This window comes from Chloroflexota bacterium (genome assembly GCA_034717495.1).
In the GTDB taxonomy this organism is placed as follows: Bacteria; Chloroflexota; Anaerolineae; order JAAEKA01; family JAAEKA01; genus JAYELL01.
The window spans coordinates 26,699-50,657 of the sequence record JAYELL010000016.1 but is presented as its reverse complement, the minus strand read 5'-3'; the positions used below and the strand labels follow the sequence as shown (position 1 = coordinate 50,657).

At 54.8% G+C, this 23,959-nt stretch carries 20 protein-coding genes; 1 reads left to right on the top strand and 19 read right to left on the bottom strand.

Annotated elements, in window-relative coordinates; all coding sequences use genetic code 11:
* Positions 1 to 2 precede the first annotated feature (2 nt).
* From U9R25_03995 to U9R25_03905, 19 genes are all read right to left on the bottom strand, one after another.
* The gene (locus U9R25_03995; protein MEA3335046.1) at positions 3 to 866 is read right to left on the bottom strand and encodes a carbohydrate ABC transporter permease; all 864 of its coding nucleotides are present in this window, start codon (positions 864 to 866) and stop codon (positions 3 to 5) included.
* Positions 867 to 869: 3 nt separating this feature from the next.
* Complete coding sequence (locus U9R25_03990) at positions 870 to 1,817, bottom strand: sugar ABC transporter permease (protein MEA3335045.1); 948 nt, start codon at positions 1,815 to 1,817, stop codon at positions 870 to 872.
* Positions 1,818 to 1,938: 121 nt separating this feature from the next.
* The gene (locus tag U9R25_03985) at positions 1,939 to 3,294 is read right to left on the bottom strand and encodes an extracellular solute-binding protein (protein MEA3335044.1); all 1,356 of its coding nucleotides are present in this window, start codon (positions 3,292 to 3,294) and stop codon (positions 1,939 to 1,941) included.
* A gap of 167 nt (positions 3,295 to 3,461) precedes the next feature.
* On the bottom strand, positions 3,462 to 4,241 hold the full coding sequence (locus tag U9R25_03980) for a DeoR/GlpR family DNA-binding transcription regulator (GenBank protein MEA3335043.1): 780 nt from the start codon (positions 4,239 to 4,241) through the stop codon (positions 3,462 to 3,464).
* Between the two features lie 223 nt (positions 4,242 to 4,464).
* The gene (locus U9R25_03975) at positions 4,465 to 5,322 is read right to left on the bottom strand and encodes a carbohydrate ABC transporter permease (GenBank protein MEA3335042.1); all 858 of its coding nucleotides are present in this window, start codon (positions 5,320 to 5,322) and stop codon (positions 4,465 to 4,467) included.
* The gene (locus U9R25_03970) at positions 5,319 to 6,251 is read right to left on the bottom strand and encodes a sugar ABC transporter permease (protein ID MEA3335041.1); all 933 of its coding nucleotides are present in this window, start codon (positions 6,249 to 6,251) and stop codon (positions 5,319 to 5,321) included. Before U9R25_03970 ends, U9R25_03975 begins: the two co-directional genes overlap by 4 nt.
* A 275-nt stretch (positions 6,252 to 6,526) precedes the next feature.
* Positions 6,527 to 7,873 (bottom strand): ABC transporter substrate-binding protein, encoded by a 1,347-nt coding sequence (locus U9R25_03965; protein ID MEA3335040.1) that lies wholly within the window; start codon positions 7,871 to 7,873, stop codon positions 6,527 to 6,529.
* Positions 7,874 to 8,383: 510 nt separating this feature from the next.
* The gene (locus U9R25_03960) at positions 8,384 to 9,784 is read right to left on the bottom strand and encodes an alpha-glucosidase/alpha-galactosidase (GenBank protein MEA3335039.1); all 1,401 of its coding nucleotides are present in this window, start codon (positions 9,782 to 9,784) and stop codon (positions 8,384 to 8,386) included.
* 278 nt (positions 9,785 to 10,062) lie between these two features.
* Positions 10,063 to 11,529, bottom strand: a complete 1,467-nt coding sequence (locus U9R25_03955) for a sulfatase-like hydrolase/transferase (protein MEA3335038.1) — start codon at positions 11,527 to 11,529, stop codon at positions 10,063 to 10,065.
* Between the two features lie 38 nt (positions 11,530 to 11,567).
* Positions 11,568 to 12,713, bottom strand: coding sequence for a carbohydrate ABC transporter permease (locus U9R25_03950; protein ID MEA3335037.1), 1,146 nt, complete (start codon positions 12,711 to 12,713; stop codon positions 11,568 to 11,570).
* 23 nt (positions 12,714 to 12,736) lie between these two features.
* The gene (locus U9R25_03945) at positions 12,737 to 13,684 is read right to left on the bottom strand and encodes a sugar ABC transporter permease (protein ID MEA3335036.1); all 948 of its coding nucleotides are present in this window, start codon (positions 13,682 to 13,684) and stop codon (positions 12,737 to 12,739) included.
* A gap of 204 nt (positions 13,685 to 13,888) precedes the next feature.
* Entirely contained in the window at positions 13,889 to 15,346 is a 1,458-nt protein-coding gene (locus U9R25_03940; GenBank protein ID MEA3335035.1) for an ABC transporter substrate-binding protein, read from the bottom strand.
* A 244-nt stretch (positions 15,347 to 15,590) separates the two neighbouring features.
* The gene (locus tag U9R25_03935) at positions 15,591 to 16,520 is read right to left on the bottom strand and encodes a carbohydrate kinase family protein (GenBank protein ID MEA3335034.1); all 930 of its coding nucleotides are present in this window, start codon (positions 16,518 to 16,520) and stop codon (positions 15,591 to 15,593) included.
* Entirely contained in the window at positions 16,520 to 17,905 is a 1,386-nt protein-coding gene (locus U9R25_03930) for a 6-phospho-beta-glucosidase (GenBank protein ID MEA3335033.1), read from the bottom strand. Before U9R25_03930 ends, U9R25_03935 begins: the two co-directional genes overlap by 1 nt.
* A gap of 127 nt (positions 17,906 to 18,032) precedes the next feature.
* Positions 18,033 to 18,791, bottom strand: coding sequence for a GntR family transcriptional regulator (locus U9R25_03925; GenBank protein ID MEA3335032.1), 759 nt, complete (start codon positions 18,789 to 18,791; stop codon positions 18,033 to 18,035).
* Between the two features lie 306 nt (positions 18,792 to 19,097).
* The gene (locus tag U9R25_03920; GenBank protein MEA3335031.1) at positions 19,098 to 19,910 is read right to left on the bottom strand and encodes a DeoR/GlpR family DNA-binding transcription regulator; all 813 of its coding nucleotides are present in this window, start codon (positions 19,908 to 19,910) and stop codon (positions 19,098 to 19,100) included.
* Between the two features lie 132 nt (positions 19,911 to 20,042).
* A complete protein-coding gene (locus U9R25_03915; GenBank protein MEA3335030.1) occupies positions 20,043 to 21,551 on the bottom strand; it encodes an FGGY-family carbohydrate kinase in 1,509 nt (502 codons plus the stop codon).
* 44 nt (positions 21,552 to 21,595) lie between these two features.
* A complete protein-coding gene (locus U9R25_03910) occupies positions 21,596 to 22,774 on the bottom strand; it encodes a hypothetical protein (GenBank protein ID MEA3335029.1) in 1,179 nt (392 codons plus the stop codon).
* Entirely contained in the window at positions 22,767 to 23,150 is a 384-nt protein-coding gene (locus U9R25_03905; GenBank protein MEA3335028.1) for a hypothetical protein, read from the bottom strand. The genes U9R25_03910 and U9R25_03905 overlap by 8 nt, the downstream gene beginning before the upstream one ends.
* A gap of 291 nt (positions 23,151 to 23,441) precedes the next feature.
* On the opposite strand from U9R25_03905, the gene U9R25_03900 reads away from it, so the two are divergent.
* Complete coding sequence (locus U9R25_03900) at positions 23,442 to 23,879, top strand: cupin domain-containing protein (GenBank protein MEA3335027.1); 438 nt, start codon at positions 23,442 to 23,444, stop codon at positions 23,877 to 23,879.
* The last annotated feature ends 80 nt before the right edge of the window (positions 23,880 to 23,959 follow it).

Below are 23,959 nucleotides of genomic sequence, written 5' to 3'. Positions count from 1 at the left end.
GATCACTTTACAGCCCCTGCGGTCAGGCCTTGCATGATAAAACGCTGGAACACCAGGGCCAGGATCACCGGCGGCAGGCTGGCCAGCACCCCGGCCGCAGCGATGCGCAGGTATTCCAGGCCAAGCTTGGTGCTGAATTCGCCGATCAGCACAGGCAAAGTTTTGGCATCGGCGGTCGTCAGAATGAAGGCATAGAGGTATTCATTCCAGGCGGCAATGAAGGCGAAGACGGCCACGCTGACCAGCCCCGGTCCCGATAGGGGCAGGATGATCCGGAACAATGCGCCCAGGCGCGAGCAGCCGTCGATTTGGGCTGCATCCTCCAGCTCAGAGGGAATCGAGGCGAAGTAACTGCGCATCAACCAGACCACAAGAGGCAGGATGAAGCTGAGGTAGACCAGCACCAGGCCGTAATGCGTGTCGAGCAGATTGAAGCGGCGCAACAACACATACATGGGAATAACCATGGCGATGGGCGGCAGCATCTGGGCGCCCATCATCATGGCTACAGAAGCGTTACTTCCAGGAAACCTGAGGCGGGCCAGCGCATATGCTGAGAACACCCCCAGCGTCAGGGCCAGAAATGTCGCCGAAAAGGCGATGATGCTTGAATTCCTCAGTGAATGGAGGAACAAGGCCGCATTTTCGTTGGTGCCTCCGTCACTGAAGAAGAGTCCCTGGAAGTTTTCCAGGGTGACTCGTTGAGGAATCCATTGCAGCGGCACCTGTAGCAGGTCGATTCGATAGGAGAAGGAGGAGATGATCAGCCACAGATAGGGTGCAACTGTCCAGATAACGATAAGCAGCACCGCCAGGTACAACAGGGCGCTCTTGAAGAAATGCCGATAGTTGGAGAGATTGACCACTGGTTAATACTCCACAATACTGCGATAGGCGGCGCGAATGTAAAAAATGGCCGGTATCAACACGATCAGACCGGTGAGATAGGCAATCGCAGCACCATAGCCGAAGCGCAGCGAGCGAAAGGTCTGGGCATAGATACGCAAGGAGAGCAACTCGGTGGAACTGGCCGGGCCACCATTGGTGATGATTTGAACCAGCTCGAAGGTTTGCAATCCCCACAGCAATTGCAGGAATCCGATCACCATGATGACAGGCAGCAGCAAACGCAACGTGATTGCACTGAAGCGTTGCCAGGCGGTGGCGCCATCGACTTCAGCGGCCTCATAAAGATCTTGTGGAATGCCCTGCAGCGCCGCCAGCACCAGCAGGACAGTAAAGGGAGTCTCCTTCCACACGTTGGCCAGGATGATCAGGGCTCTGGCCGCCGTTGGGTCGGCCAGCCAGACCTTGTAGGACTCCATGAGACCCAATTGGGTCAACAGGGCGTTGAGCGCGCCATAATCGGCGTTGAAAATCCACTGCCACATAGCCGCTGCAACGATCGCGGGTATCGCCCAGGGAAGAATGATCAGGCCTCGGACGAGGCTCCGTCCCCTGAAACGCTGGTTGAGGACCATGGCGATGGCGATGCCGAGAATCAATTCCAACACGACCGAAATCAGACTGAACCCGATGGTAATGAAGAAGGAATTGATGAATCGGTCATCCTGAAGCAGCTTGAGGTAATTTCCCAGGCCGACGAATCCATCCAATTGGGGCCGGCCGATATCGCGACGCTGGAGGCTCAACAACAGAGAACTGACGAACGGAATCAGGACAACGCCAAAGATGGCAATCAGGGTCGGGACCGTCAGAAGCAGGCCCAGGGCACTCTGGCTTTTCGGATTGAGGCGCTCAAGCAGGCCACTGCCGCGACGAGGAGGTTGCGATGAGGTGGGGGCTTCTGATCTCACGTAGGAGTCGCTATCCATCAGGTCGGTCGTTCTCAGATTCCTGATCTGTCTGGGACACCGGTGAAGAGATTCGTTGCGCGATGATCACCGCGCAACGAATCTCGATCGGTGATCTATCTGGTTAGCGCACGCACTCGAACTCAGAGAGTCCCTCGGCCATGGCGTCCAGCGCTTCCTGGGCGCTTTGATCGCCAAGCAGCGCCTTGTGGATCTCGAGCATGAGGACATCCATGAAATCGCCGTACCAGGTGATGGTTGACAAACCACGGGCCGTTTCCAACTGAGCGGAGAAGTCAGCCCAGAAAGGATAGAGCTCGGTCAGCTCCGGATCGGTGTAGAGTTCAACCCAGATCGGCAACAGACCAATCTCCCGGGCGAGCTTTCTGTTGGATTCAAGGCTGGTCATGTACTCGATGAATTTCCAGGCCGCTTCCTTGTGCTCCGAGTTGGCCGGGATGGCGTAGGCCTCCGGCAGGGTGAGCGTGGCGCTCTGGCCGGACTCCGCGCCCGGAACCAGGGCGACCTGCATCTGCCCGGCAACGTTGGAAATCGACTCATCGTCAGCATACGTCATCAGGCCGGCGATGCCCTGGGGCATGAACATCGAGTTCCCCTTCAGAAGGATGTCCTGCGAGGTAGCCTGATCGTAGGTCAACCCGGCCGGGTTCGATACGCCGTTTTTGAGGGAGTCGATCATGAATTCCAAAGCGGCCAGGGTCTTGGGATCCTTGTTGAACTGGAAGCAACCATCAGCGTCGACGATCTCACCGCCGAAGGCGTAGCTCCAGAAATGGAACTCATTGCCCAGCGCCCAGTCCTGGTCCCAGAAAGGGGCCATGCCGTACTCAACCACCCCGGCCTCCTGGGCTGCCAGACTCTGTGTCACCAACTCCTCCACCGTCGCCGGAGGAGCGTCGAAACCGGCTTCGGCCAGTTTGTCGGCATTGTAGAAGAAAAAGCGGGTATCGTTGTTCCAGACAAGACCATGCACGGTGCCGTCCGGACAAGAGAACAGATCGACCAGGCCCGGTATCATCCCGTCTGTGTATCCCTCCGGCATGAAATCAGTAAGCGGCGTCGTCCAGCCGGCGCCGCACCATTGCGCCACCCAGCCGTTATCGAATTCGACGACGTCGTAGGCGCTGCCGCCGGTGGCCAATTCAGGCACAACCTTGTCGGCCACCTGGGACCAGCCGATCTGAATGAGATCGACCTCGATGCCAGTTTCATTTTCGAATTCACGGACACGGGCTTCGAAGGCTCCGCTCAGGTCGGCCTCATGCTGCGGAAAGATGACGGTGATGGTCTCACCTTCAGCCACTTCCTCGGCTTCCGGTTCTGGAGCAGTTGCTGCTGCATCTTCCGCCGGTGGCTCCACAGCCGGTGGCGCCGGCGGTGCCGCGACGCACCCAGCCAGCAGCAGGGCAGTCACCAGTGTCAGGTTGAGCACCAAGATCAGGATATTCTTGCTTTTCATGGTAGAATCCTCCTTAAAGGGGTGTTGTCTGCTAAACATTTCTGCCAGTGGGAGGAGATTGAGGATAATGCACTCATTTCCCTGATCCCTGTTCCCGGTCGATGGACTGATCGCCGCGCTCTGCTGTCACAGTTGGTTCGATAGGGCCTCCTTGGGGAATGGACGACTCAGACGGTGAGCACCTTGATGTTGTGCGCTGCGAGGGCATCCACGAATTCAGGGGGCGCCTTGTCATCGGTGACCAGGGTGTCTACGGAGGAGATGGGCGCCAGCCAAACTGTGGATACCCGAGCACACTTGCTGTGATCAGCCACGATGATGGTCTGGCCCGGTTGTGCAAGAATCGCCCGGTCGGTCATGGTTTCGGGCACATAGTCGTTAGTAAGGCCATGTTCAACATCGATGGCGCGAATGCCAATGATGGTCTTCTGTGCTCTCACTTCGGCCAAGGCCTGCTCGGTGATGTGACCGATCATCGACATCTCGCTGTGCCGCAGGATTCCCCCAAGCCCGATCACGGTGATTGCGGCTGTTTTTGACAGCTCATTTTGCACAAGCAGCGAATTGCTTATGACGGAGAGCCCTCGATGCCCGTGTAGATGCCTTGCCACATCCAGCACCGTAGTGCCACTGCCCAGGAAAACCGTGTCGCCATCCTCGATCAGCCCGGCAGCCGCCCGTCCAATTCGCTGCTTTTCATCGGCATGCTCTTCCCTGCGGTTCAAGGCGGGCAACTCTGGCGGTGCTTGTCTGGCTATCTTGGCGCCACCGTGAAACCGCTGGATGAGACCCTGGGCCTGCAGGGATTCCAGATCCCGTCTCACCGTCGCCACACTGACGTCGAAACGCTGTGACAGCTCATCGACCGTCGCTCGTTCGTGCTGTTCCAAAAACAGGAGCAGTTGCTCCTGTCTTTCCATGCTGGAGAGGCTGACACCAGATTCCATGATACCTCTATAGCAATCAAAAACGCTCAAAAACAAGCAGGTTTACTGGATCGACACCGCAATATCGGCGATATCATTCGTCTTCAATCATACTATATATCGAATGTGAGCGATTGTCAAGGGTTTTTGACCGCAGCCTGGCGGATTTCTCCGGGATTCACAGAAGAACTCCGGCAGCCAGGCTCTTTGCGCGGTCGCCATCTCATCGACTATCTGCCGAACCTTAGCCCTTCACCGACCCGGCCAACAGACCGCGAATGAAAAAGCGGCCAAGGATGATGTAGAGCAACAGCGTTGGCAGGGCTGCGATGAGCGCGCCGGCCATGACGACATTCCACTCTTTGATCTGGCTGCCAGAGAGGTTATTAAGCGCCACCGTGATGGGTTGCTGGTCCGGACGTTGCAAGATGGTGACAGCGAAGAGGAACTCGTTCCAGATACTGGTGAACTGCCAGATGATCACGACCACGAAGCCAGGCAGTGACAGCGGGAAGAGCACATGCCAGTAGGTGCCAAAAATGCCGGCGCCGTCGATGCGGGCGGCTTCGATGATCTCGTCGGGCACTTCGGCGTAGTAATTGCGGAAGATGAGCGTGGTGATCGGGATGCCATAGACCACGTGAATCAGAATCAAGCCCCAGATCGTGCCCCCCAGACCAATGGCAGCAATTACGCGCGTCAGAGGAATGAGAATGGATTGGTAGGGAATGAACATGCCAAAGAGCATAAGGGTGAAGATCAGGTTCGCGCCCCGGAACTTCCATTTCGAGAGGATGTAGCCATTCATCGAGCCGAGCAGAGAGGAGATGATGGTGGCCGGGATGGTCAGCTTGAAACTGTTGAGGATGTTGAGCGAAAGCCCGCGCAAGCCCTTCTCCGGGATGCCAAACCAGGCCACCCGGAAGCTTTCCAGCGTCGGCTCCTTGGGAGGCAACCACATGCGCGACAGATCCTGCACCTCTGCAAAGGACTTGAAGGAGCTGATCAGCATCACGTAGACCGGTACAAGGAAGAGCATGAGGAAGAGAAAGAGCAACAGATAGATACCGAAACGCATGGGATTGAAACCACGGGCGCTCATCGCTCCACCTCCCCGCGCAGTGATGTGACCAGGTAGGGAACAACTACAAACGCCACCATGAACAACATGATAATGGAGATGGCCGCGCCCTGTGCATAGTGGTTGCCCTGGAATGTGGTCTCAAACATGAAGATACTCGGCACGTCGGTCACAAAGCCGGGTCCCTTGCCGGTCATGGTGTAGATGAGATCGAAGATCTTGAGCGAAATGTGACCGAGCACGATCAGCGCGCTCAATGTGATGGGACGCAGCATGGGCATGATGATGCTGCGGTAGATGTGGACCTCGGTGGCGCCATCCACCCGCGCAGCTTCACGCAATTCTTCGGGGATGCCGCGCAGACCGGCCAGGTACATGGCCATGGTATAGCCGGTCATTTGCCAGGCCGCGGCGATGATCAACGGGATCAAGGCCAGGTGAAAGGGGCCAATGGATTCGGTGGAGATGAACCAGGGCCACTGGAGCTGCTCCAGTCCCAGCGTGCCCAGCAGGGCGTTGATGCCTCGCGGCCGGCCGGGCGCGCCCGGCGCAAAAATCCATTGCCAGACCACGCCCGTTACCACGAAGGAGAGGGACATGGGGAAGAGATAGGCAGTACGGAAGATGCCTTCGCCGCGCACATGTTGATCCAGCAGAATAGCCAGGAACATGCCGACGACGACACAGCCCAGCAGGAACAGGATGGTGAAGAAAAAGGTGTTCCAGAGATCGATCCGAAAACGGATGGCCGAAACCCCGCCGGCTTTGGTAAAGAGTCGATTGTAGTTTTCAAAACCAACCCAGGTGTAGTCGGGGACGATACCATCCCAGGCTGACATTGAGACCCGCGCCGTCCAGGCAATAAACCCATAGACAAATATTGCCAGTAAAATGATGGATGGCAGGAGGATAAGGAAAGCGGTCCAGCGTTCCTTTCGAGCTTGGCTCATACCGCACCTCCATACAGCTTGAGCATGCGTGCAGCGTGCGTCATGTGAGAACTTGTTCGGGGAGTAATCACGAAGGCTCGAAGCCGCAAAGAATAATGGTGGACATTCAGCCATCCGCTGGGAGGTTCTCAACACAAACCGCTCAACCTGGAGATATCATCCCGGAGGGTGAATGGTTACAAAACGTAAGACTGCTAGAAAAACCAAGCGCCGCCAGCTTTGCAATGCCGGCTGACGGCGCTCGTTATTCCAAACTTATCGCAACATCACGAATGTCATTCGGCGCAGACGCCGACGTCGACACATGCCTGGGCCATATTGGCCTGAGCAGTCGCTACATCCAGGTCCGCCACAAAGAGCGTCATGGCATCGCTGAACGCGGTGACCCAGCCCTCGGACGCGGCAGCGCCATGGGCCAGGCTGGCGGTGATCTCATTGCTGGCGAAGTCGTCCATGGCCGACAGCAGGTAGGTGTCGTAGAGAGAGCGGTCGCCATCGGTGCGGGCCGGGATGGAGCCCTTCAGCGGGTTGAAGGCATCCTGGCCTTCCAGGGAGCCGGCCACGGTCAGCCAGTGGATGGCGTTGTCGCGGTTGGGCGCGCCCTTGGGCAGGCCAAAGGAATCGGAGAGCATCATGAAGCTGCCATCGGTACCGGGCGACGGCATATAGCCGTAGTCCTCATCCGGGACCAGCCCGAGGGATGTGAAGTAGCCAGCCACCCAGTCGCCCATGATGAGCGTGGCAGCGTCGCCGTCCACGACCATCTGAGCTGCCTGAGTCCAGTCGATGGCGGCGTGGTCTTCATTCACGTAATCCATCATCCTGGCGTAGGTTTCCAGCGCTGCGGTAACCTCCGGTCCGTTCCAATCGGTTTCGCCAGTCCATAGGCCAGAGTAGAGTTCGGGACCCATAACGCCAAGCAGCACATCCTCAAAGAGATGAACAGCCGCCCAGACGCCGTCGTCGCCCTGGGCCATGGGGACAATGCCGGCCTCCTGAAGGACATCGGCCGCGGCAAAGAAATCGTCGAAGGTGACCGGTGGCTCCAGGCCATTGTCAGCGAAGACACCCTTGTTGTACCAGAGCACATTGGAACGATGGATGTTGACCGGTACGCTCCAGATTTCGCCATCGGAAGAGATGATGTCGATCACACCCGGAGGATAGGCGTCCATCCAGCCGTTCTCCTCGAAGATGAAGGTGACAGATTCCATGGCATCGGCCACCACCCAGGTGTCGATCAATTCGTGACCGGCGTGGACCTGGAAGGAGTCTGGCGGATCGCCGCTCTGCATGCGGGTGGCCAGAACGGCCTTGGCATTGGAACCGGCGCCGCCGGCGACGGTCGCGTTGATGATCTCAAGGCCCGGGTCCTGCGCTGACAGAACCTCGTACATGGCGTTCAGGCCCTCGGCCTCGCCACCGGCAGTCCACCAACTGAAGATTTCCAACTCGCCGCCGCCTTCAGCGGGCGCGGCCTCTTCTTCGGCAGGGGCTGCCGGCGCGGCCTCTTCTTCGGCGGGAGCCACCGGCGCGGCCGCGGGCGCGGCGCAGGCCGAAAGTACCAGCACGCTCAACAGGGCGAGCGCGAACATGAGATACCAAACTCGATTGTTACGCATAGGGTTGTCTCCTTAATTCTGTAGGTGTGGATAGTTGATCGCAAACAGCAGAAACAGTGGTACCTATCAAGGGATCCACGGACAAATCACGGGGTGGCAATCTATCCGAAGTCGCCTGAATAGCAATGGGTTGGTAACGCGCAGTTGACATGACTTTGGCTGTTGGCGTTGAGAGAGGGATAGTGAATCAGATCAACAGACATCGCTTCACTTACCAGCGTGCATTGTCTACGACAGACGCCATAGTTGATTTTATCACATCTGGTGTATCTTTCCAAAAAGGTTAGAGCCGAGGGATAGACAGAAATGGCTCCTGCAATATCCGGCTTCAGCTGATCGGGTGACATCTACGTCGACCACCCCTGAGAACTACCACCCACCTCCTCCGCCCGCTCTCTGGAATTCCTGGGACGAGGTCAGGCAGATCCGCGAAGCCTTGAGGGAACATCATAGCTGCTTCAGTAATTTCATGAAGTTTAGCATGTCTCCCGAAAAAAACTCACGTTCCCATTATGACTTCAGTTTAGCAGGATAGTTGAAAAACTCGTCCATCTCTTCATGTCCCGGCATAGCCAGCAGGTCTTCCATTACCGCAACAGCCTGCTGGTAGGAGCGATTCTGGTGGCTGCTGAGCGCGTTCCACAGCAAGATCGAACGGTCTCCAGTTTTGAAGGCCAGCAGGTTACGTTCCATATCCAGCCAGTGGGGTAAAATCGCCTCCAGCATCAGCTTTGGCGGCAGCGCTCCGACATGGAGGGCCTGAATACCTTTTTGATTGACAACGGCCGGCACCTCCACCGCTACGTTGTCGGGAATGCCTTCGATTGCGCCCCTGTTGAGAACATTTACCTGGAACTGCCCTTCATTGTTATTCACCAGAGCATCGATGATTGGGACAATTTCCTCTTTGGTTTTGGTGTCGCCAAAGGTTTCGATCAGGTTTGCCTGGGGGTTATTGGCTGCTTCTATCATCGCTGCGATGCTCTCTTGCAACAATTGCCCAAACCAGCGACGCCCCATCACCGTGTCCGGACCGCCCCACGGTTCACCAAACCAGTGTTTCTTGGCTTCAAAATCCGTGTGCAGCCACCACTCTCCCTGGTAGACGGTGCAGCCCACCGTGGAACCCCCGCCCACCCGGCGCAGCGTATCGCCGACGGGGAATAGTCCATACAACTGGTATTGATGCACCGCCGCCCGCGACAAATCGCAATCGTGGGTGTGGGTTTGGATGTGGGTTTGCCAGTAATCCTCGGCTTTCGTGGCAATCCACTCATCCAGCAGGGGATAGGCATCCTGGCCCTGATAGATAAAATGGGTCAGCCAGATGTTGTGATTGAAGCCGGGCGCTTGCCACGTAATTTGATCGGGGTCGAGGCCGAGTGTGCGGGCGATGACTTCAAAGCCGTGATAACCGTGACACAAACCGCACACTTTAATATCACTCTCCCGGGCTATCAGGGTGGTGCAATTAAAGAGCGGATTAGCTACCTGGATGAGCCAGGCCTGCGGGCAAACCTGCTCCATTTCCCTGGCAATGTCCAGGGCCAGGCGCAACTGGTAGTAGTCGCCCAATTGCACCCCGTCGTAGTAGTAGCCGTGCTTTTCGGCGATATCGCGCATGGCCCATTCGTGGCTATGCCCTTTGACATAGGCAGTGTTGATAACGAAATCTGCGTGTTGCAGGGCCACGCTTTGCTCCGTGGTGTTTTCAAAAATTAAATCCGCACCCATTTCGGCGGCGTAACGTGCGGCCAGTTTGTGTACTGTTTCCAGCCGTTCTCGATCCAAATCCATAAAGCAAACCTGACTGCCGGCCAAGCCTTCGGTCAAGCAGAGATCTTTGACCAACCCCAGTGAGAACTGGGCGCTGCCCGCCCCAATGATGCTGATTTTGATAGATGTGGACATTCGGCTTTCCTTTAACGGCTTCTCTACCAGACACTTCGTTCAACTGTCCTTCTGAGCGAGTTTTCGAAGCCAACACGCATTACATTATTAAGGAGGCGAAAGAGGCACGGTGATAATCACGACCAGTTGTCAGAGAGACCCTGGCAGGAGAGCAAAGAGGTACCGGTCTGTCCGGTACGGAATTCCAGGCTTGATTTGGCCAGGACCTGTTGACTTTCGCCCTCTTTAGACAGATGTGTCGCAATTGCCAATTGCGACACATCCGAATGCAATCAATGTCAATGCCGCACATCGGCGAGATGGTATTCAGTATGGTAGCCGGGCCAGGGCCTGTTGCGACGGTCTCGTTCGCTGTCGCCTTGAAGCTCACGGACTATCAACTGTCCATCTTCTACAAATTCCGGTCGGTGTTCCAGACGACGGGTGAGAATTTGTTTGAGTTCGTCACTTTTGGCCCGATGCGCGGCAAGTCCGGCCAGTTCGGTTAATTCGCAAGGGTCGGTGTCAAGGTCAAATAACTGCTCCGTGCCACCTTCAGGATACCAGATGTATTTCCAGCGCCCGTCGGTGATAGCCAGATATTCCGGGTCTCCATCGGGATAAATCCTGCCGGTGGCGATGAGGTGTCTTTCTGATGAAGAAGCATCATTGCGGGCGAGGGATAAAACATCAACCCCATCCACATCATCCGGCGGTTCGCCGCCGGCCGCCGTAACCAGCGTCGGCAGGATGTCAGCCATGGTAACAGGCGTATCGCATATCGTGCCATGTTCCCGGTTTTCCCAGCGCTTGGGCAAGCGTAACACAAAGGGAACATGCGCAGAACCTTCGTGGAAGTACATCTTCCCGCCGCAATGGTGGTCGCCCAGCATCTCGCCGTGATCGGAGGTGTAGAGAATAAGAGTGTGTTTCAGTAATTTCATATCCTGCAGGGCGGCAAAAACCCGGCCCATATTGTAGTCGATTTGAGTGATCAAACCGTAGTAAGCAGCGCGCGCTTCGCGGATAATCTCCGGTGGAATGAGGTCGTTGCTCCACTGCTGGCGAAAACGTTTGAGGACTTCGGGACAATGTTCGTCATCTGACCAATCACCGAAAACTGGTTCGGGGATAGGCGAATTCCGATACATTGAGTAATAGGGTTCTGGCGGGTCGAGGGGAGGGTGTGGTTTGGTAAAGCTGCACCACAGGAAAAATGGGATCGAAGGGTCGCGCCGCGCGCGGATGTACTCCACACACTGTTCGGCAGTCCACGCGGTCAGTGTGAGATTCTCCGGTACCGTGGCCATGCCGGGATAGAGTTCGTTTTGCCCCAGACCGTGGCGCATCGGTTGGTAGGGGATACCGGAGCGTGTCATCCAAAGGTAATAGTCAGCTGGAAGAATCATCTCGTCAAAACCGTGGCGCACGCGTTCAGGCGGCCCAAAGTGCATTTTGCCCACAGCAGCGGTTTGATAACCCAATTGCCGAAAGCTGCCCGGCAAGGAGGTGTTGCGATCGATAACGGTGGCCGTGTCGCCGAAGTAGGTCATGCCGTGGTTGAAGATGGTTTTACCGGTCATGATGGAGACTCGAGAGGGCACGCAGATTGGGCAATCCGCATAAGCCCGAGAGAACGTGATTCCTTCACGGGCCAACATATCGAAGTGGGGCGTACGCATGAAGCCCGGCGCGCGTTCTCCAACCGTGTCGAACCGCTGTTGGTCAGTTGTTATTAACAGGATATTGGGTTGATCTTGTGACATTAGGCGTAAGCTCCTTGGCGGTCAGCGGTGCAGAAATATTACCCCTTGATGGCTCCCTCCATTACGCCGGCGACAAACCATTTGCGGAATAGGATGTAAATCAGCACCAGAGGGATTATTGAAATAAACACGCCGGTAAAGACAATTTGGAAGTTGGTGGTATATTGCCCGGTGAACGATTGAATGAGCGGCAGCAAGGTCGAATTTTTGGGATCAAGGTACACAAAAGGTTGCAGAAAGTCATTCCAAAAGAAGGGCAGCACGATAACGGTTAAGCTGGCAATGGGCACCTTCATAAGTGGCAGCAGAATGTACCAGATGTATTGCCAGCGACTGGCTCCATCGATCTCTGCCGACTCTTCCAGATCGCGGGGAATAGCGCCAATGGCCGAGGTGTAAATCATCGTTGAAAGCGCTCCACCTTTAATGTAAAGCGCGACGATAACGGCCAGTTGACTGATGTTACGGATCGTACCAGGTTCGCCGGAACCAGGAATGAGGGCCTGTATCTTGTTGACCATATAAAACTGAGGCAGCAAAATCAGGAATGGTGGTATAACCACTTCCAGCAGATAGAGGGCGTAAAAAAAACGCTGGTATCCATATCGTAAGCCGGCCAGTCCCGTGCCAGTGAATATTCCCAACATGCTAAGTCCAACCACCCCCAAAACCGTAACCGTCATGGTTCGCAAGATAGAGGGCCAGAAATCTTCATTGCTAAACAATACAATCCAGCCATTGTAACGGCCAAATGGTCTTAGATATTCCCGAATGGTATCTTGAGAAATGCTGTACTCTTCGGCTATGCGACTTAGTTTCCATTTGGGATTAAGGTATTCCGTGTTCGGAATGCCCCAGTCATCCTTAACTTTCTGCAGATCAAGATTATAAAAAATGGAGAGATTGCCGATACCGGCGTCCATACTGATTTCCCCGATGGGAGGAGGCCAGAGATGCAGATCGGTGGAATCTTTGGTGTCAATGAACGTGCGCACAAACAGAAAGTAAAAGGGCGCTATGGTGAGCAGGGCATAAATAACAAAAAACGCCAAAATAGCGCTACGTAAAACCCGCCTGCGCTTACTCAATGAGAAGTCGCCCCCCAGGAAGTTGCCCAGAGATCGTTTATTACTACTGTTATGGGTAGTAGCGGTAGAGGAAGGGCTGATGTTTTCGTTTTCCAAAATTCTTTCAGCTCCCTGTAACCCTAATCCTGATAAACGGTTGCACGCCGCTGTAAGAACTGTAAGAAAATGGCAATAATCATGAGCGGCAAAAAGGTTTGCACCGCCAGGGTCATGGCCAGGGATAGTTTATTTTGGGTAAAGCCATATCGGAAAAAGATAATCGATAGAAATTCAGCCGCGTCATTTTGATAGAGACCACCCATGGCTACTAACTCATCGAACACCTTGAACGAACCCATCAGCGCAAAAATTGTAGCGATGACAAAGGAGGGGATCATCTGCGGAAAATAGATCCACCGAAGGCGCTGCATATACGAGGCTCCGTCAACAATGGCGGCTTCAATGGTATCTTTGGGAATACTCAGCAAGCCAGTGAGGAAAATTGCCATATTAAATCCGGCAGCCTTCCAGCCCACCAGTACCGGCAGCACGATGGTCGTGCCTTCCTCACTTTTGATATTGAAGGGTTCTTTGATTATGCCCCATTTTTCCAGCAGCAGATTTACGGTGCCGGTGGACTCTGAAAAAAGCATCAGGGCTATAAAACCCAGAGCCAGACCGGAAACCATCCAAGGCAAGTAAATCATGGTAAACAGCCCCCCCCGAAAACCTACTTCATACATCAACAGAGCCAGGGTCAGGCCAAACACATACACCATAGCGTAATTTAAAATGGTGAAGCGAATAGTCTTGACCAGTCCAGGCCAGTAGTCGGCTGCAATATTGGAGTCGGTAAAGAGACGGGTAAAATTATCAAAACCAATGAAGTTTACCCGGGGGTCCAGAAAATTCGACATATCGGAAAACAAAAAGGGTATGGCCACGAAAAGTGGGATAATAACCAGTGTAAGAAAGATAATAAATTGCGGCGTCAGCAGAATTAAGTTCTGAATATGGCGCTTACGCTGCCGGGGCGACATCTTCTTTTTGTCAGCCATAGCCTCCGGCGCATTGACGGTCTGTTCCATACTGGGAAACCTCCTGACCTTTAGCGGTGTTGGAATGAACAAGCACGCTTTTTCACTTCATGTCATCCCTGAAACCATAAACCTCCTGAAGCCAGTGCCTATTAAAGCTATCATCTTTGGGGGCGAGAGTTGATTCTATGACAGATAGTAACTTTCCGGAAGTTTTGAAACTTCCGGAAAGTTACGGCAGAAAAACGGGATGGCTTACGGTAGATCGTAATCGTTAGCCATCTGCTCGTGGAACCATGCCAATGCTTCGTCTACAGTCATTTCATCTTGCACCACCTTGGCCCAAACATCATTCCACTGCCAATCCCAGAAGTTGCCGCTCCCTTCTACTTTGTATTTGGTAACGGCAGTATCTCCGGTGGGGCTGGTTTCGATGATAACATCTTCATACAAGCCACCCGGCTGGAATTCTTTGATAATCCCCAGCCATTGTGGGCCTTCCAACTCAAGCGGTTCATCCAGATCGTACAACACACCGACGCCTTTTATTTCCGCTTGCATTTTAACTACCTCGGGGCTGTACCACCAGTTAAAGGCGTCAAGCACTTGCGACCATTCCGGTTTGTCCATGTTGCCAATAGGGATTCGATAACCGCGATTCAGGTTCACGGGCCCCATAGATTGGACCCAGGGATCGCCCTCTTTTTCCGGTGGAGTGGACGGAATGCCTAACTGTTGGGCGCTGGGGTCGGCGGCCAGCATTTTGTCCCAGGTCCAGGGACCGTGTAACATCATCAGCGATTTCCTGGCAATAAAGCTGGTTTCCATATCGGTTTCCCACTCACGCAGCCAGAACTCTTCAGGCATCCAACCTGACTGATAGGCTTCCTTGATCCACTCAAAGCTGTGGCGGAAGGGATCCTCGGCCGGATCCTCAATTTGGCCTAAGAACGAATCTCGCTGGCGGTCGCGCTGACCATCAGCGTGTGACAGGGGCCACATTCCGAAATAATTACCCCCCCAGACCCAGTTGTGCCAGCCCTGGTCCCAGCAGAAATCGATATCATCCCGTTCCGCAACAGCAGCTGTACAGTCGGCCAGAAACTGTTTTAAATCGGCCTGTGTTTGAATTTCACGCGGGTCTAGGCCCAATTCTTCCATCAGATCGGCGTGATACTGCCAGGTAAAGAAACGGCCCAGGAAGGGATCCAACGCGTACACACCCGGCACACCCGTTAACTCTTCAGCCGCAGTTCGTACATCATACTGCCAGCGGTCAAACCACTCAAAATCTACGTCCAGCAGGTTGACATAGTTTTGGTAGTTGCCGGCATCAACGGCAGCGCCATGCAAGTCCATCGCCGGCACGTAGCCACCCGCCATTTTGGCTTCAAACGCTGCAACCTGGTCTTCATTGACAGCAAATAAGTTGACTTTGACCCCCGGGTTCTGGGCTTCGTAGATGTCCCAGATTTGCCGTTCAGCGTTCAGGTATTCCGGCTGTGAAGCCCGAATATCCAACACGATTTCTTCGGCAGGAGACTCAGCTTCTGCTGCAGGCTGCTCAGTGGCAACGCTTGAAGGCTGGCTGGGCTCCTCCTGAGCCGGGGCTGGGGGAGTAATCGTAGCGCAGGCGGCAACAACAACTCCTACGATGATCAAAATACTTACCAACAAGAGTCTGTGATGACTGAAACACTGTTGGCGTCGCATGGTAGCCTCCTTATTGGAATTACGCGATTGAAAAACATACACTCTTGTAGCCAATCTACCATCGTTGAAGCAATATCCACCTCCTTTCTGAAAATGGGCTATCGGTAAAAGCGGGACCAAACGATTTCAAGCAACGGTCAAAGTGAAAGCACCCGGTGTTTGGGCCAGGCAAAACCCCATCTTCTAAGTCCTGACTCTGGCCGCTCCCACCAATAGCGGGCCTTCGCGGGTAGTATTGACAGTATTATTTCATGGCATAATGGGACATTTCTCCTTTGACCTGAGCGATGGTCGGGGCATTACGGACGCCATACCCTGTGGTTGACAGGCCACCGCAGATGTTGCCATACATCAAGCATTTCTCTATAGGTTCGCCTCCAAGGTACCCATAGATAAAGCCGGTGTTGAAAATATCGCCCGCGCCGGTGGTGTCGAGAACTTTGACCCTTAACACTGGCACATGAACAACTTTCCCGTTGACTTTAGCGATTGCTCCGAGCGGACCCAGTTTGATGACTACCAGCGGGGTCAACTCGGCCAATTTGGCCAGTGCTGCTTCTACGTCGGCTGCTCCGGTCAACTCCAGGGCTTCTTGCTCGTTGGGAGCAAAAATGTCTACAGACTGCAAGGCGTAAATAACATCCGGGTTGTCGAGCGAAGTCTGATGCACTTGGCATTCCAGGAAAATCTTTGTGCCTGCCTTACGGATGGCCGCGAGCCACTCGATGGAGCGAAGTCCACTACCTAAGCTGGAAAGCAGCAACAGTCTCGGGTGGTATTGCTCTATCAGAGGCATCAGCGGTGTGCTGGGCGGCTCATTTGCATAGGTAACAAACGCTCGATTGTGTGGGAACGAAAGTGAAGTGGTGACGCTGAAAATGGGAAAATCGCGTATCCGAATCAGGCTGCAATCCAGCCCTTCCTGCTGCGCCGTTTCCAGGAAAAACCGGCTCAACGGATCATTGCCGATATCGACGCTCCAGCCAGCTCGTAACCCCAGACGATGGAACGCCACGGCTGAATAAAAACTGGCCCCCGGCGTCATCTGAAAACCGGACCCAAATATCTCAGTGCCTAATCGGGGCATCTCGGGCAGGCCGGTAAATGTCAGGTCCCAGACGTAACCGTCGCAAAAGAAAACATCATAGGTAGAGACTGGCGGTGTTTTTGCCATTACCACCATTCCCCGATGTATTCAAGGTGTGCAGCCAGGTATTCGTCAACCAATGTACCTGCCAGTGAGAAAGAAAGCACCAGCGGGTGTCCCATAAGTGCCATCACTGCCGTATCGCGGGAGCGACTGAGAATGGCGTCGACGGCCAGCCGCTCATACTGTTTGACCGTGCGCATCAAGAGTTCCTGGGTTTCCGGTACCGCGCCGCCAGGTAGGGGTCGGACGCCACTGCTATCCACCACACAGCTTACCTCTACCACATCATCATCACGCATACAGTCAATGGCGCCGTTGTTGGGCACATTCAGGCCGATGTAGATCGGCCTGCCGGTTTCTAGCGCTTCGATGATGTCCAGAGCCACACCGGCGTAGCCTTCGCCCTCATCGTCGTCACTCCGGTCCTCTGGACCTGAGTCACTTTGGTCGGCTTCGTCCATGGTGAGAGCGTCGGGGCGGGCATAGTGCATATAGGTGGCGTTCCGGCGTTGGTTCACCGACTGAAGAGCACTGAGCGCGGCCTGTGGGTTTTCCTCTACGTCAATTTGCTGTATCGTTTTCAGCAAGGCGCGATTGAGCTCCAGCACCTCTTCGCCGCGTGTTTTGTCGTCAGCCTGAATATCGGTCACAGCCTGGTCAGCGTAGTAGTAGTAATAGAGGTATTCATTCAACCACATGCCAAAGTACTTAATGAGCGCGGGGTCGAAAATACTCATATTGGTTTGGGCAATCGCCTGCGGGTCAGCCAGGAAATCGGGCAGCACATCCTTGTCGTCCAGCCACACCCGACGCGTCCATGAGAGGTGGTTCAGACCAAAAACCTCGGCTCGTAATTCTCTTGGCTCGACGCCCAACCAGCGGGCCAAACCGTGCTGGGCCAGATTGGCACCATCGCATATACCAATGGCCCGGTTGAAACCTTGATTATGCAGGGCCTGGGCCACCAGCCCGGCGGGGTTGGTGAAGTTCAACAGCCAGGCGTCGGGGCTAATCTTTTGCAACAGGTCGGCGTACTGTAGAATGGCCGGGATGCTGCGCATTGACATGGCAAAGCCGCCCGGACCAGTGGTTTCCTGACCCAGAACGCCGTGCTGTAAGGCGATTTTTTCATCAAGAATGCGGCCTTCGTCGCCGCCCACACGGATGGTAGTAACCACGTAACGCGCCCCATCAAAGGCGGCGTGGGGGTCGGTCGTGGTGGTGATGCGAACGCTTTTGCCCTTGGTTTCAACCACATACCGGCAGATGCTGCCCATCACCTGCAACTTGTCCGGATCGATATCCAGCAAGCAGACTTCATCGAGGCCTATCAAATCAACCCGGCGCAGCGTCGAGACTAAAAACATAGGCACGCGCACGCCACCCCCGCCGACAATGGTGAGTTTCACAAGAAGATCTCCAATCCTGACGATAGTCTCATTCTAAACCACAGTTTGATTGACAATCTCCAACGTACCGCTAAAGGACTTAGGGTACAATAACTTACTGAATTGTTTCCTGAAACGACGGTAGCCTCTAGAAAGTTACTGAATTCTCTGTCCTAAGTCGTTTAACCGACGGATCACCTTCGGCCATCTGAATGCAGTGAATGTCACCGCGCATGTAGGAACGGCTCAGCTCAATGACCTGTCCGGTATCTAAAAATGTCAATTGCCTTCTAAATAGCAAGGCGGCCGGTTGCGAAAGATTCAACAAGGCGGCCTGTTCTTCATTGGCCAGCAAGGAGCCAATGGTTGAGATGCTGCTAGCCAGATTAAGCCCATATTGAGTGCGTAGTGTCTCAAACAACGAATTGGCGGCCAGATCGTAGTCTAGCAGGCTGGGGCAAAGCGTGCGGGGCAAATAGACATGGGTGATGGAGTGTGGTTCGTTGTTTGCCAGACGCAGACGGGACATGTAAATCAGTGGTGCGCCAACCACTACACCCATCATGCGGGCCAATGAGACTGAGGCATCAGTGACACCTGAGTCCAACATTTTGGTAGTAGTGCCAACTCCCAGGCGGGTCATCTGCTCCTCAAAGCCTGTCAGTGAATCGCTATCAACAAACTGCGCTTTTTCGGCTACGTACAGACCTTTGCCGGGGATGGCAAAAATAACGCCCTCGTGAATTAGTTCGCTAATGGCCCGGCGTACGGTCATGTGGCTTACATCGTACTGTTTACACAGTTCCCTCTGCGAGGGAATCCGGTCACCAGGGACCAGTTCACCCTTTTCAATCTGGTCGCTGATGATTTCTTTTATTTGAGCATAAAGTGGCAGATATTGGATCATGGTGGTTTTTCAACTGATATATATTAGTATATATCAGTTGTGTGGATATGTCAATACCCTAATGAACCCATCACCTTGGCGGCAAAAGACATAGGCAAACGATTCCGGTGTGCAGGCTTACCCCTGATCAGCTGCTTCCTTAATTTGTTGGCGTGCTCGTTGGGCCCTATGTGTTGGGGTTGTTCGACCAGCAAGGTGGTAGCGACCATCCTGGTGGCCCGGTCACCCGCTTTCGCCTACGCCATCATCAAGGAGCTGCGGGCGCGGGGGCCGTTTACGAAGCAGATTTTGCGCGGTGATTCCTGTCTATGCGTCCTCAGTTGTTTCTACTGGCGCAACAATCACTTGCGGTCCAGCAACCTCAAGTGCTTCTATGATTTCAGCAGATGCGCGACTGTCTGTAACCAGATAGTCAGATTCTTCGAGGGAGGCGATAGGGAAAAGGCAAACCCGAACGAGCTTGGTGTGGTCGGCAACGATGATGACCTGATCGCTGTGGCGCATCATGCTTTTTTTGGTCATGGCCACCGCCGGGTCTGTCACGCTCAGGCCGGCACTCGCGGAGACTCCGTCTATCCCCAAAATCGCTTTGGAAGTTCGGAATCGTTCCAATGTATCGATGGTTATATCCCCAACCAGCGTCTCGAATCTGGTATCGAGTAGCCCCCCCACGACGTAAACCCGTGCATCAGGAATAGCCATTAGATGTGGTAAAAGGCTGATGGCCGTGGTGATAATGGTAAGCCCGCGCTTATCACGCAGTTGACTGGCTACATGAATCGTCGTGCTGCCCCCATCGATCATCAAGGTTTCGCCATCTTCGATGAGATCGACCGCAGCCTGGGCAATCGCCATTTTCTCGGTCTGATGTGCCATCTGCCGCAGTTCAAGAGATGATTTCTGAGTAACCAGGCGCCCCTGAACCTCGGTAGTTGCGATCGCGCCGCCGTGCGTGCGTTTCAGTAACCCCAGCGATTCCAGCTCGGCCAGGTCTATGCGGATGCTGGACGGGCTGACATTGAACTGCACGGCCAATTCACCGACATGCACCTTTCGGCGCGTCTTTACCAATTCAGTGATTAATTGCAGCCGCTCTTCGCGGAATAGCTTTTGATTCATTTCAGGCATAATCAGCGTAGTTGAATACGCGCAAGAATTCTTTGCAGCGCTCTTTGACCGCCTCGAACCAGGCGTTGCAGCGCGCCGGCGTGGCCACCTGGTTAAGTACAACTTGATCGAACACAACGGCGATCAGGATAGTGAGCTGTAAAGATCGCTCATTGCTTCCCTGTATACCACATATTTGGCGAAGTCTTCCTGATAACGAGCATGGGTTTCGGCGTCAGGGTGGAAGGCCCGTGTTGGAGATTCAACGGCTTTAATCCCTTCCTCCAGGGTGGAATAACACCCCAGCCCGTAGCCAGCCAGGATCGCTGCGCCCAGGGCGCTTGCCTCGGTCTGCTGGTTGGCCTCGATGACCCGACCGGTGATGTCGGCTTTGAGTTGCAGCCAAAAATCAGACCTGGCTCCACCGCCTGCCGCTTTGATGGCTTCAATCTTTGTTCCGGTCGACTCGAACAGGTCGATATTGGTTTTCAACTCGTATGTGACGCCTTCCAGGATAGCTCGCGCCAGATCGTATTTATCAGTATTCAGGGTCAGTCCGTAGATGGAACCTTTTGCCGCTGGGTTCATCGTGGGGGTGCCGCTGCCGGCAAGATAAGGCAGAACAAAAAGACCGGTTGGCTGTCGAGGCAGTTTGGAGACAATCAGGTCATAGGGATCGGCCCGGGCCGGGAGAGCTTCAACAACTTCTTCATGCCCCAAACGGTCTCTGAACCAGCGAAAAGCGGCGCCAGCTCCCTGGAGTTGGGCAAAGCTGCAGTAACGATCGGGGTAAGCGTGTGGATAGCAGCAAAGATACCCATCCAGCATGGCCTGATCCAGCAGGGGCTCCTGGAATGTCACCAATAACACTTCAACTGTGCCGGTGGTATCCAGAGCCATGCCTTCGGACACAATCCCACTCCCCAGCGCAGCGCATGGCTGATCGTGGCCCCCGCTAACCAGTTTGACTTCCGGCCTTAAGCCTAATTCTGCTGCCAACTGCCGGTCGATCTCACCGACCATGACGCCTGACTGAGTCGGTGCGGCCAATTGCTCTGGCGAGATGCTGCAGATTTCCAGGAGCTGAGGTTGCCAGGTCAACCGGCCCAGGTCGAGCATCATCATCCGGGCCGCGTTGGAGGTGCTGATGGCTGGTTCAGCGCCCAGTTTTGCCAGAACAAAGTCTTCGTAACACAGAAACCAACGGGTTTGCCTGAAGAGGCCAGGACGGTGGTTCTTCAGCCAGAGTATCTTGGTGGCTGAGTGGGTCGAGTGGGGCGGCATGCCGGTCGTCTGAAAAAGCCATTCCCGTCCCACCAGGTTGCATATCTCCTGGGTTTCAGCAGCAGACCGGGCATCAAACGACACGATACTGGCGGCGAGTGGATTAATATCCTGGTCAAATGGAGTGACGGTATCCGCCATAGCCGACACGCTGATCGCTTCTACCGGGTCGGCATGGGTTGCGGCCGCCACATCCCGCAGCACGTCCTGGACAGCTGCCCACACCTCTTCAGAATCAAGTTCCGCCCAGCCCGGTTGCGGCACGCTGAGCTTATACTCGCGCCCGGCTTTGCCCAATACCGCTCCTTCGGTGGTGATGACCACGGCCTTACAGCCAGTGGTACCAATATCAAGACCCGCGAGACTCATTGTCAATGTCTCCTGCCGAAAGAGTGGATAATCAAAAGCGTGATTTAAGCTGCGAGTTGCCCGTATGCGCCAACAATCGACTCGACCAGGTCGTCCTCGGCTTCGGTCAATCCGCACAACTCACGAACGGCGGATTCCACGCCGAGATCAGCCACCTGTTTTTGTACGTAAACAGCGCCGGCATCGCGGGGGTCTTGAAAACAGAGAGCTGCAGCAATGGCTCGAACGTGATAGGGAGCTGGCAGATCATGCTTGTGGACCAGCAAAAGCGGGCCGACTAATCTGTCACTGCGCTTGAGTTTGCGTCGCGGGTCGGCACCGTGGCGGGCCACGGTATCGCCCAGGGTTGGATTATCGGTCTGGCGCAGAACATTTTCATTCCAGCGAGCCATCCCGTCGGCGCTAAATCCGTATTCAAGCTGCAGGGCCCGGCTGACTTCAGCCAACGCGCCCTCTGCTTCAGCCCGCACCTGGGGGTCGTGAAGACATTGCACGGCCAGGGTGTGCCCCCGGCGGGCGCCGTGATAGGCCAGCACCGCGTGGCACATATTATAGGTATACATCTTGCGTATCTCCTCGGCCCGCATGTCAGCGACCAGGCGCAAGCCGGGAAGTTGGGGAACTTTCCCTTTGAAAGCACGCCGATCGACCGGCAGTTCGCTGTAACCGTTGGTCCACACCAGCAACGGCTCACGCTCTTTGAGTTCGGCGGGTGGTTCGGCCACCATGCGAATGACCAGACTCTCGACCACACCGATGCGACTGGCTGCGTAGGCTTGCATGTCCGGCGGCAACGCCTTTTGCAATTGCTCCTGGAAGAGAAGCGCCGCATGAGACAGGTTGGTGAACAGAATGATGTCCAGCGCTGCGTCGGGTCGTTCCGCCTGGCGACGGGTCAGCCCTGGAAGCAGCTGTTGGACCGCGCTGGGAAAATCCTGAGGAAACAGGGCCACCGCCAACGAGTCGGCGGCTGAAACGGCGGCGGCGATCTCAGCGGTTTGTGTGGTCTGCAGGGCGGTGTAGCCGCTGATAATCTGATCGTGGCGTTCCTCGACGTTGGCGGCCCGGACCACGGTAAACTGGCCGGCCCGGCGAAGTTGAGCGATCAATTCTGCCGACTGGTCGACCAGAGTCAGTTGATAGTTGGCCGTGTTGAACAGGTCGGCGACAAAGCCGCGCCCGATTCGCCCGGCGCCCCAGATCACCACATTTTTGTCAATCACTCGCTTCCTCCCCCCCGGTTTGCATCGTTTCCAGAAAAGCTTCTTCGGCTTCAGCCGTCCAGGTTCGCCCGTCACCCAGCTTAACGTACACCTGCGGCAAGACATATTGCAAATCGGTGAGGGCAGTTAAGGGGAAATCGAGGAGCGCCGGAAAGATTATGATTTTGCCAGGGTAAACGGCATCAATCATCGTTTGCAGAGCATGAGGCAATTGCTTCAGGCCGGCTAGAGCAACCATCGAGCGTTCGGGAGCCGGCAGGGGTTGCTCCGACATACTCAGTTTGGATAGGCCCGCACCGTACAATCGCCAGACCCACTGGGTAGCGGGCAATGCAGAGCCGATCTGTTGGTTTTCTACAAAAGGTGTATTTGGCATGGACAGTTGCTCCATTACAATAAAGTGCTAGCATTCTACAACAAATGAAAGTAGTTGTCAAATGAAACAAGAAAATTCGATAGCAATTGACAGTTATTGCGAGATGTGCTACCATGGGCAATCATCCGTACCCTGACCCCGGGTGCAGTTCAAGTGGAGACTCAGACCCGCGTAGGTATTGGCAGCACGGATTTGGCCCACACCCCGTTGCCTCTTACAATAGAGGCAGATTACCGCACCAATAATCAGAGACGAACAACTTCAATCACAGAATCATGGAGGTTAAGAACCATGGGCACTATCCATCACTTTCAAGGCAAAAATGGAGGTTGGGACTGGCAAGGTGTTCCTGTCGAGGACTATGGCCCGCTCAGACCTGGCATTTCGGTGCGGCGCTTTATCAGCCGGCAGGACGATTCCAATAACCTGGAGTTGCGCTATTTTGAAATAGAGCCGGGCGCATGCAGCAATTATGAACAGCATAATTACGAGCACGCCGTTCTGGTCCTGCGCGGGCGGGGAACAGTCCGTTTTGGAGAAGAGGTCTTTCCCATCCAGTTTGGCGATGCTATCTTTGTCGAATCGGACGAGATCCATCAATTCCGGGCGGCTGAGGATGAGCTGCTTGGTATTATGTGCACCGTTCTGGATAAGGAATTGCGGATACCTGTGCATGGGCAGCAAACGCTGGCTATGTTCGACGATGTAACCGGTGAACCCCTTCCGTGATCCGGCGGCGCATATCGCAACTATCGATCCTCAACTCCGGCTGTGTACTCTAACTTCGACACCTCAACCGACGACTTATC

What these genes read in the sequence shown, in the direction of transcription:
- U9R25_03985 (MEA3335044.1), bottom strand. Translation starts at nt 3,294, where the DNA reads ATGAAAAGCAAGAATATCCTGATCTTGGTGCTCAACCTGACACTGGTG.
- U9R25_03980 (MEA3335043.1), bottom strand. Translation starts at nt 4,241, where the DNA reads ATGGAATCTGGTGTCAGCCTCTCCAGCATGGAAAGACAGGAGCAACTG.
- U9R25_03975 (MEA3335042.1), bottom strand. Translation starts at nt 5,322, where the DNA reads ATGAGCGCCCGTGGTTTCAATCCCATGCGTTTCGGTATCTATCTGTTG.
- U9R25_03970 (MEA3335041.1), bottom strand. Translation starts at nt 6,251, where the DNA reads ATGAGCCAAGCTCGAAAGGAACGCTGGACCGCTTTCCTTATCCTCCTG.
- U9R25_03965 (MEA3335040.1), bottom strand. Translation starts at nt 7,873, where the DNA reads ATGCGTAACAATCGAGTTTGGTATCTCATGTTCGCGCTCGCCCTGTTG.
- U9R25_03960 (MEA3335039.1), bottom strand. Translation starts at nt 9,784, where the DNA reads ATGTCCACATCTATCAAAATCAGCATCATTGGGGCGGGCAGCGCCCAG.
- U9R25_03955 (MEA3335038.1), bottom strand. Translation starts at nt 11,529, where the DNA reads ATGTCACAAGATCAACCCAATATCCTGTTAATAACAACTGACCAACAG.
- U9R25_03945 (MEA3335036.1), bottom strand. Translation starts at nt 13,684, where the DNA reads ATGGAACAGACCGTCAATGCGCCGGAGGCTATGGCTGACAAAAAGAAG.
- U9R25_03940 (MEA3335035.1), bottom strand. Translation starts at nt 15,346, where the DNA reads ATGCGACGCCAACAGTGTTTCAGTCATCACAGACTCTTGTTGGTAAGT.
- U9R25_03935 (MEA3335034.1), bottom strand. Translation starts at nt 16,520, where the DNA reads ATGGCAAAAACACCGCCAGTCTCTACCTATGATGTTTTCTTTTGCGAC.
- U9R25_03925 (MEA3335032.1), bottom strand. Translation starts at nt 18,791, where the DNA reads ATGATCCAATATCTGCCACTTTATGCTCAAATAAAAGAAATCATCAGC.
- U9R25_03920 (MEA3335031.1), bottom strand. Translation starts at nt 19,910, where the DNA reads ATGAATCAAAAGCTATTCCGCGAAGAGCGGCTGCAATTAATCACTGAA.
- U9R25_03915 (MEA3335030.1), bottom strand. Translation starts at nt 21,551, where the DNA reads ATGAGTCTCGCGGGTCTTGATATTGGTACCACTGGCTGTAAGGCCGTG.
- U9R25_03905 (MEA3335028.1), bottom strand. Translation starts at nt 23,150, where the DNA reads ATGCCAAATACACCTTTTGTAGAAAACCAACAGATCGGCTCTGCATTG.
- U9R25_03900 (MEA3335027.1), top strand. Translation starts at nt 23,442, where the DNA reads ATGGGCACTATCCATCACTTTCAAGGCAAAAATGGAGGTTGGGACTGG.